Origin of the sequence: Ornithinicoccus halotolerans, from assembly GCF_009602535.1 — a bacterium.
GTDB classification, from domain to species: domain Bacteria; phylum Actinomycetota; class Actinomycetes; order Actinomycetales; family Dermatophilaceae; genus Ornithinicoccus; species Ornithinicoccus halotolerans.
This window is the reverse complement of record NZ_WIQI01000117.1, coordinates 1-7575: the sequence shown is the minus strand read 5'-3', so window position 1 is coordinate 7575 and position 7575 is coordinate 1. Positions and strand designations below refer to the sequence as shown.

7 protein-coding genes are annotated in these 7575 nt (G+C 73.0%); 4 read left to right on the top strand and 3 right to left on the bottom strand.

Annotated features, from left to right (window positions below; translation table 11 throughout):
* Positions 1–91 precede the first annotated feature (91 nt).
* The 3 genes from GFJ45_RS14120 to rocD all read left to right on the top strand — a co-directional run bounded on the left by GFJ45_RS14120 (position 92) and on the right by rocD (position 3104).
* Positions 92–283 carry a hypothetical protein gene (locus GFJ45_RS14120; protein ID WP_153398315.1) on the top strand — a complete coding sequence of 64 codons (192 nt, stop codon included), beginning with the start codon at positions 92–94 and terminating at the stop codon, positions 281–283.
* A 1-nt stretch (position 284) separates the two neighbouring features.
* The gene (locus GFJ45_RS14115; RefSeq protein ID WP_153398313.1) at positions 285–1754 is read left to right on the top strand and encodes a sodium:solute symporter family protein; all 1470 of its coding nucleotides are present in this window, start codon (positions 285–287) and stop codon (positions 1752–1754) included.
* A gap of 108 nt (positions 1755–1862) precedes the next feature.
* A complete protein-coding gene (gene rocD, locus GFJ45_RS14110) occupies positions 1863–3104 on the top strand; it encodes an ornithine--oxo-acid transaminase (RefSeq protein ID WP_153398311.1) in 1242 nt (413 codons plus the stop codon).
* On the opposite strand, the gene GFJ45_RS14105 is transcribed toward rocD, so the two are convergent.
* Positions 3095–4060: a helix-turn-helix transcriptional regulator gene (locus tag GFJ45_RS14105; RefSeq protein WP_153398309.1), complete on the bottom strand. Its 966-nt coding sequence runs from the start codon at positions 4058–4060 to the stop codon at positions 3095–3097. The two genes, rocD and GFJ45_RS14105, sit on opposite strands and share 10 nt — an antisense overlap.
* A 62-nt stretch (positions 4061–4122) precedes the next feature.
* Here GFJ45_RS14105 and GFJ45_RS14100 point away from each other — a divergent pair, with 62 nt between their 5' ends.
* Entirely contained in the window at positions 4123–4698 is a 576-nt protein-coding gene (locus tag GFJ45_RS14100; protein WP_153398307.1) for a DinB family protein, read from the top strand.
* A 39-nt stretch (positions 4699–4737) separates the two neighbouring features.
* Here the strand turns inward: GFJ45_RS14100 and GFJ45_RS14095 are convergent, their stop codons facing one another.
* Entirely contained in the window at positions 4738–6726 is a 1989-nt protein-coding gene (locus GFJ45_RS14095) for an acyl-CoA dehydrogenase family protein (RefSeq protein WP_153398305.1), read from the bottom strand.
* Complete coding sequence (locus tag GFJ45_RS14090; RefSeq protein ID WP_153398303.1) at positions 6723–7373, bottom strand: TetR/AcrR family transcriptional regulator; 651 nt, start codon at positions 7371–7373, stop codon at positions 6723–6725. The genes GFJ45_RS14095 and GFJ45_RS14090 overlap by 4 nt, the downstream gene beginning before the upstream one ends.
* Positions 7374–7575: the final 202 nt, after the last annotated feature.

Here is a 7575-nt window from a genome sequence, read left to right as displayed (position 1 = left end):
CAGGGCCGCCACCGCGCCCTCCGACGGCCGCCCGTAGGCTGCGGGCATGGCCGCCGAACGACACGCCCGCCCGGAAAGGGTGCGGTGAGCGGTGCGCAGGCGAACTGCACCGAGCGCGGGCTGGCTCGTCGTGGTGCTCGTGGCCGTTCTGCTGAGCTACGTGGTGCCCTACGCGCTGCTGCGTGACGTGGACGCCTGGTACGGCTCGCTGCTGTTCTGGAGCGTGGCGACGGTGGTCGTGATCGCCGTCAACGTCGTCGTCAGCTCGGCCTGGAGGGACTGAGATGGCCGTCTCCTGGGTCTGGTGGGGCATCGGCATCTACTTCGCGCTCGCCTCGATCGCCGCCTACCTCTCACGCCGGGGGCACGAGCCGACGATGGTCGGGTACTTCCTCGGGGACCGGGACATGGGCGGCTTCGTCTCCGCGATGAGCTACAGCGCGACGACCTACAGCGCGTTCATGCTCATCGGGCTCGCCGGGCTGACCTACGCCGGGGGAGTCGGTGCCCTGGGCTTCGAGCTGATCTACCTGTGCGGCGTCACGCTCGTCCTCGTCTTCGGCCCGCGGTTCTGGGCGGTCGGCAAGCGGTACGGCTTCGTGACCCCCTCGGAGATGCTGGGCCACCGGTACGACAGTAAGGCGCTGGCCAGGACGGTGGTCGTGGCCAGCTGCGTGTTCCTCATCCCGTACAGCGCGGTCCAGCTCGCCGGCGTCGGCTACCTGCTGCAGGGCATGACCGACGACGCCATCTCCTTCACGGCCGGCACCGTCCTGGCGACCTTCCTCGCGATCCTGTTCGCCCTCGTCGCGGGTCTGCGCTCGGTGGCCTGGACCGACTCGCTGCAGGCCATGATCATGGTCGTCAGCGCCTCGCTCGTGATGCTGCTGGTGGTGCATCAGCTCGGCGGCTTCGGGTCCTTCTTCGCCTCGGTCAGCGAGGCGCGTCCGGGGATGCTCGCCGTCCCCGGCACCGGGTTCTTCACCCTCAGCACCTTCATCGGGCTGACGTTGCCGTGGATGTTCTTCAGCATCTCCAACCCGCAGGTCAGCCAGCGCCTGTTCACCCCCCGCTCGCTGCGTGACATGCGGCGGATGCTGCTCGGCTTCCTGGTCTTCGGCTTCATCTACACCCTGGTCTCGGTCAGCTGGGGCTTCGCGGCCGTGATCCAGTTCCCGGACCTGGCCACCGGCGACCTGGCCACGCCGCGGCTGCTCTCCTCCGACCTCGTCCCGCCGGTCCTGGGCATCATCGTGATGGTCGGCGTGATGGCGGCCGCGGTCTCGACGATCGACTCGATCCTGCTCACGTTGGCCTCGATGGTCAGCCGCGACCTGGTGAGCGGTTCCAGCACCACCGACCGGCGGCAGCTCCTGCTCGGGAAGCTGGTGATGCCCGTCATCGCCGTGCTGGCCTACGCCTTCGCGCAGCTGCAGCTCAACCTCATCGCGGTGCTGTCCGTCGCGGCGTCTGCGGGGCTGCTGGTCATGGTCCCGGCCATCGTCGGCACCTTCTTCTGGTCCCGCGGCACGGCGGCCGGGGCGATGGCCAGCATCGCGGCCGGCGGCACCGCCGTGCTGGCACTCGAGCTCACCGGCACCCGGCTGCTGCAGCAGGGCAGCGGGGTGTGGGGACTGCTGGTCTCGGTCTGCCTCTTCGTCGGCGTCAGCCTGCTCACCACGCCGGCGAGCCAACGCGCGGACGACTTCCTGGGCTACACGAAGGCGCAGCTGGCCCGGCACCGCGCCGTCTGAACTGCCATGACCCGACCGCACGTCCGTGTATAGTCATACCCAACTACGCATGAGTATCCGCCCCCGTCGGGCGCCGACCCGTACCCCACGTCGAGGAGACCACCGCACATGACCGCCACCGCGCCGGCCGGCGAGCTGACGAGCAACGCCGCCTACATCGAGCTCGAGGACCGCGTCACCGCCCACAACTACAGCCCGCTGCCGGTCGTCGTCGCCCAGGCCGAGGGGGTCTGGGTCACCGACGTCGAGGGCAACCGCTACATCGACGCCCTCTCCGGCTACTCCGCCCTCAACTTCGGCCACCGCCACCCGGACCTCGTCGCGGCCGCCCGGGACCAGCTGGACCGCGCCACCCTGACCAGCCGCGCCTTCTTCAACGACCAGCTGGGTCCGTTCTGCCGCGACCTGGCCGCCCTCGTCGGCAAGGAGGCGATCCTGCCGATGAACACCGGCGCCGAGGCGGTCGAGACCGCGATCAAGCTGGTGCGCAAGTGGGGCTATCAGCAGAAGGGGGTCGCCGCGGACCAGGCTCACATCATCGTGATGGACGGCAACTTCCACGGCCGCACCACCACCATCGTCAGCTTCTCCGACGACCCGGACGCCCACGACGACTACGGCCCCTACACCCCGGGCTTCACCTCGGTGCCCTACGGCGACCTGGCCGCGGTGGAGGCTGCCGTCACCGACAACACCGTCGCCGTGCTGGTCGAGCCCATCCAGGGCGAGCAGGGGGTGCAGATCCCGCCGGAGAGCTTCCTGCCGGGCCTGCGGGAGCTGTGCACCGAGCGCAACGTGCTGATGGTGGCCGACGAGATCCAGTCCGGGCTGGGCCGCACCGGCACCACGCTGGCGTGCGCCTACGAGGGCGTCGAGGCCGACGTCTACACCCTCGGCAAGGCCCTCGGCGGCGGCATCGTGCCGGTGTCCGCGGTCGCCGCCGACACCGACGTCATGGGTGTCATCACCCCCGGCACCCACGGCTCCACCTTCGGGGGCAACCCCCTGGCCGCCGCCGTCGGGCACGCCGTCGTGAAGCTGCTGGAGACCGGCGAGCACCAGCGGCACGCCGCCGAGCTCGAGGGTGACTTCCGTGAGCAGCTTGAGGCGCTGCAGGGGCAGGGCGTCGTCGGAGTCCGGGTGCGCGGGCTGTGGGCCGGCGTCGACATCGACCCCGGGCTGATGACGGGCAAGCAGGCCTGCAAGCTGCTGGCCGGCAAGGGCGTCCTGGCCAAGGACACCCACGGCTCCACCATCCGGCTCGCGCCGCCGCTGACCATCACCCCGACGGAGCTGCGCCAGATCACCGACGCGCTCGCCGCCGTGCTGCAGGAGGCGCGTCAGGGCTGACCGGTCGCGGCCGCCAGCAGCTGCCGCCCCAGCCGCGCGAGCTCGCCCCGCAGCGCGGCCGGCTCGATGACCTCCAACGGCAGGTCGAGCGCGGCCAGGTGCACCGCCATCGACGGCAGGTCCTCGCCGCCCGCGAGCAGCTCGCAGCTGCTGTCGTCGACCGGCCGCACCTGGCCGACGCGCGGCGGCACCCGCGCGGCCACCACCGCGGCCGGGGCGTGCAGCCGCACCCGCGCCACGTGCCGGTAGGGGGACTGGGTCACCGACCGGGTGACGTACTCCTCCGGGTCGGGGGCCTGCCGTCGGGTGAACCGCCACGTGCTGGCGCTCACCTCGCTCATCCGGTCCAGCCGGAACGAGCGCCAGTCCTCGCGTCCCAGGTCGTACGCGAGCAGGTACCAGGCGTCCCCGAGCACGACCAGACGGTAGGGCTCGACCCGGCGGGTGGTGACCTCACCGCTGCGGCTCCGGTAGCCGAACCTCGCCTCGGTGCCGTCGCGGCAGGACCGGGCGAGCGCCATCAGCCCCTCCGGGTCCACCGGGTCCACCGTGACCGCGCGCCGCGTCGCGACCGAGGCCGACTCGCGCACCGCCGCGACCTCGGCCCGCAGCCGGTCGGGCAGCACCTGATCCAGCTTGGTCAGCGCCCGCAGCGCCGCGTCCCCCACCCCGGTCACCGTGGCTCCGGCCGCGAGCCGCAGCGCCACCGCCACGGCGACCGCCTCCTGCGGGTCCAGCAGCAGCGGCGGCAGTGCCCGGCCCGCCCCCAGCTGGTAGCCGCCGCCCTCGCCCCGGCTCGCCCGCACCGGGTAGCCCAGCCGGCGCAGCCGCTCGACGTCGCGGCGCACGGTGCGCGTCGTCACCCCCAGCTCGGCGCCCAGCCGCTCCGCGGACCACACCGACCGGGACTGCAGCAGCCCGAGCAGCGCCAGCACCCGCTCGGTGGTTTCGGCCATGACGCCAGCCTCGCACAGCTACCGGACCGAACCTGTCCGGTAGCGGCCCTACTGTCACCGGCATGACGACACCGAGCACCGAGCTGGACCTGGTCTCCCGGCTGCACGAGCAGCTCGACTTCCACTGGCAGGTCGCCGCCCGTCCGCGGCTGGCGGGCCTCACCGACGAGGAGTACCTCTGGGAACCGGTCGCCGGCTGCTGGAGCATCCGCCCGCGAGGCACGTCCACGGCACCCATCCAGGGTGGTCGCGGGCCGGTCACCATCGAGTTCGCGTTCCCGGAGCCGGACCCGCCGCCGGTCACCACGGTCGCCTGGCGGCTCGCGCACGTGATCGTCGGCGTCTTCGGTGCCCGGGCGCACGCGCACTTCGGCGGTCCGCCGGCGGACTACCAGGAGTGGGAGTACGCGGCCACGGCCGACGAGGCGCTGGCACAGCTGGACGCGGCCTACGCCGCCTGGTCCGAGGGCGTTCGCGGCCTCAGCGTCGAGGACCTGAGCCGGCCGGTCGGGCCGGCGGAGGGGGAGTGGGCCGACCACCCGATGCTGGAGCTGGTGCTGCACATCAACCGGGAGGCCATCCACCACCTCGCTGAGGTGGCGCTGCTGCGCGACCTGTGGGCCCACCAGGCCCGCTGACAGGACCCGGGTGCGCCCCGGGCTCCTCCGGCAGCGCCCTCAGCCGCCCTGCGGCCCGGCCAGCATCGCCGAGCCGAGCCACGCCGTGGGGACGCCCATGCCCTCCACGAGCGCCAGCGCGTCCGGTCGCAGGTCCGCGCACAGCTGGTTGACCTGGGAGGTGACCGCCTTGGCGCGGGCGGCCGACATCCGGTTGTGGGCCTGGAACCAACCGCTGTCGGCCTCCAGGCTGCTCAGCGCGTAGAGGTCGCACAGCCGCTCCAGGACCTCCCGCGCCGCTGGGTCGGCGCAGGCGTCGATACCGGCCACGAACGCCTCCAGCACGACCCGGTCCATGTGGACGCGGGCGGCCATCAGCACGTGGTCCTGGGTGGTGTTGAACGCCGCGAAGGCGTCCTCGCCGCGGGCCTTGCGCGCGGTGCGCATCCGCTGGGCGAGCGTGTCCAGCACGTGCCGCTCCCGCTCCTCGAACATCGTCACGTGCCAGCCGCGGTCCAGCAGCGGGCCCTCCTCGGAGCGGCGCTGGGCGGCGCCGACGATGCGCTCGAGCAGCGGCCGTGCGGCGGTGCGCTCGATGACCGCACCCCCGAAGGAGCGGGCGGCGAACTGCACCATCCCGAGCATGTCGAGGTCGCCGAACATCTCGCTGTAGTGGGTCAGCAGGCCCTTGGCGACCAGCTGCAGCAGCACCGTGTTGTCACCCTCGAAGGTGGCGAACACGTCGGCGTCGGCACGCAGCACCGTCAGCCCGTTCTCGGCCATGTAGCCCGCCCCGCCGCAGGCCTCCCGGCACACCTGCACGGTGTCGTTGGCCCACCGGGTCGCGACCGCCTTCATGCCGGCCGCGCGGGTCTCCAGCTCCCGCTGCGCGGTCAGGTCCGGTGCGCCGCTGCCCTGCACCCGCTGCAGGGTGAGGGTGAGCTCGTTCTGGGCGAAGCCCAGCGCGTACGCCGTGGCGATGGCCGGGAGCAGCTTGCGCTGGTGGGACAGGTAGTCCAGCAGCAGCACCTCGCCGTCGTAGCCCTCGCCCTGGAACTGGCGTCGCTGCAGTGCGTACCGGGTGGCGATCGAGAGCGCCTTGCGCCCGGCCACGCCGGCGCCCCCGGCCACGCACACCCGGCCCCGGACCAGGGTCCCGAGCATGGTGAAGAACCGGCGGTTGTCGCCCTCGATCCGGGACCGGTAGCGGCCCTCGTCGTCGATGCCGCCGTACCGGTCCAGCAGCATCCGCCGCGGCACCCGGACCTGGTCGAAGGCCAGCGTGCCGTTGTCGACGCCGGCCAGGCCGCCCTTGGCGCCGTTGTCACCGGTGGCCACCCCGGGCAGCACGGCGCCGTCCTCGTCCCGCACCGGCACCAGCACGGCGTGGATGCCGTGCGACCGGCCCGCCACGACCAGCTGACCGAAGACCACGGCCATGCGCGCGTCCCGGGCCGCGCCCCCGATGTAGGTCTTCGTGGCCGAGCGGGTGGGAGAGTGCACGACGATCTCGTCGGTGGCCACGTCGTGGGTCAGCGTCGTCTCCAGCGACTGCACGTCGCTGCCGTGGCCCACCTCGGTCATGGCGAAGCAGCCGGGGAGCTCCATCGACAGCAGCCGCGGGATGAGCTCGGCGTGGTGGTGCTCGGTGCCGAGGTTGGCGATGGCGCCGCCGAACAGCCCGAAGTGCACGCCGGACTTGACGGTGAGCGAGAGGTCGGCGTGGGCGGTCATCTCGAAGTCCACGACCGAAACGGCCAGGTCACCGGTGCCGCCGTGCTGCTGCGGGAAGCCGGCGTGCCCGTAGCCGCGCGCGGACAGCCGCGCGAGGGTCTCGGTGGTCCAGGCCCGGGCCTGCTCCGTCGTCATCGCGGGGTCGCGGAGCACCTCCGCGGGGTCCAGCTCCTCGCGGATGCGGCTGCGCTGCGGGTGGTAGGGGCCGTCCAGCGCCGCCCGCAGCGCGCCGCCGAGCCCGGTGAGCGGCTCGGTGGTCTGCTGCCGGCCGGTCGCGACCTCCTGAGTGGGGCGGGTGGGTCGGGGAGTGGTCACGGCATGTCCTTCGGGTCGGGTGCGGGTGCCTGCGGCGTGAGCGCCGGGGCGAAGACGGCGGTGATGTCGCGGACCAGCGCGGCCCGGGGCGGGCGCGGGTCGGTGGCCAGCCAGTGGTCGGCGGCGGCGCGGACGAACCCGACGAGGCCGTGGCCCCAGGTGTCGGCGACCGCGGGGTCCAGGCCGTGCCGGGCGCGGTGGGCGGCGAGCTCGTCGGCCAGGTGCTCCCCGATGCGGCCGGTCAGACCGGCGACCGGGTCGTCCTCGACCGGACCCTCCACCAGCGGGCGGGTGACCACGAACCGATAGATCTCGGGGTCGCGCTCCACCAGCTGCAGGTAGGCCTCCACCATGGCCGCGACCAGGCCCACCGGGTCCTCCGGGTCGGCGCCGGCCGTGGCGGCGTCCAGGTCCGCCAGGATCCGGGCGTCGACGGCCTCGACGATCGCCAGGAACAGGCCGGTCCGGCCGCCGAAGTGGCGGTACAGCACGGTCTTGCTGGTGCCCGCCTGCGCGGCGATGTCGTCCATCCCGACGCCGGCACCGAGGCCGCGGATGGCTCGCAGCGTGGACTCCACCAGCTCGCGCCGCCGCCGGGCCCGGTGCTGGGTCCACCGGGTGTCCCGGCCGTCCACTCGGGTGCTCATGCCGCCCGCCTCCTCGCTCGCCCACGGTACCGGGTACCGACTGTACCTGCTACCGTCGGTACCGAGTAGAGCAGAGGAGCTTCCATGGCCAGCACACCCCCACGGTCGGCCGTCGTCGTCGGCGGCAACCGGATCCCGTTCGGCAAGGTCGGCGGCGCCTACGCCCGGGCCTCCAACCAGGACATGCTCACCGCGGCGCTGG

What these genes read in the sequence shown, in the direction of transcription:
- GFJ45_RS14115 (WP_153398313.1), top strand. Translation starts at nt 285, where the DNA reads ATGGCCGTCTCCTGGGTCTGGTGGGGCATCGGCATCTACTTCGCGCTC.
- rocD (WP_153398311.1), top strand. Translation starts at nt 1,863, where the DNA reads ATGACCGCCACCGCGCCGGCCGGCGAGCTGACGAGCAACGCCGCCTAC.
- GFJ45_RS14100 (WP_153398307.1), top strand. Translation starts at nt 4,123, where the DNA reads ATGACGACACCGAGCACCGAGCTGGACCTGGTCTCCCGGCTGCACGAG.
- GFJ45_RS14105 (WP_153398309.1), bottom strand. Translation starts at nt 4,060, where the DNA reads ATGGCCGAAACCACCGAGCGGGTGCTGGCGCTGCTCGGGCTGCTGCAG.
- GFJ45_RS14090 (WP_153398303.1), bottom strand. Translation starts at nt 7,373, where the DNA reads ATGAGCACCCGAGTGGACGGCCGGGACACCCGGTGGACCCAGCACCGG.